Genomic DNA, 530 nt, shown 5'->3' on the forward strand with positions numbered 1-530 from the left:
TCGACAATTAATTTTGCACGCTCTGCTGTTAATGTATCCCCCGCCGCATAAAGTCTTTTGGCATGACTTAACAGATAACTTGTCCAACGCAACGCTGTTGTGATGGCATAGAGTCCAATTTCTAAACGACCAGTGTCAAGAAGTTCAAAAATCAACGCAAGACTTGCTATGGTCTTTGGCATTTTTAAAAGATGCGCTTGTAAGCTTTCTGAGTAACTACCTCCTTTTGCCTCTTTATGAAGATGCTCTAACCATTCATAAAACTTCACTTGTGCTTCAGCAGAAAAACGCATGATCAGCGGCTGTTCGGGAGACCCTAAGCGTTTATCACGAAAAGAACGAAAAACCCCTTCATACTTTTGCCACCCCTCTTGATTGGGCGGTTTATCAACCAATTGCCACTCTTTATTGTCATCGGGCCAGACAATCATTTGAAAGCGTTGCAATAAACCGTCATCGTTTATTCCACGGTGTATGGCTTGAATGAGCGGAATAATGCGTGAAGGTTGAATGCCTCCAATCATGGATAA

At 42.5% G+C, this 530-nt stretch carries 1 protein-coding gene; it reads right to left on the bottom strand.

The window, feature by feature from the left end; translation table 11 throughout:
• Positions 1-530: DUF3987 domain-containing protein (locus ACFINX_RS10410; protein WP_375668835.1), on the bottom strand; the 530-nt coding region annotated here is incomplete at both ends.

Source organism: Bartonella sp. AP36NXGY, assembly GCF_042195865.1.
Lineage (GTDB): Bacteria > Pseudomonadota > Alphaproteobacteria > Rhizobiales > Rhizobiaceae > Bartonella.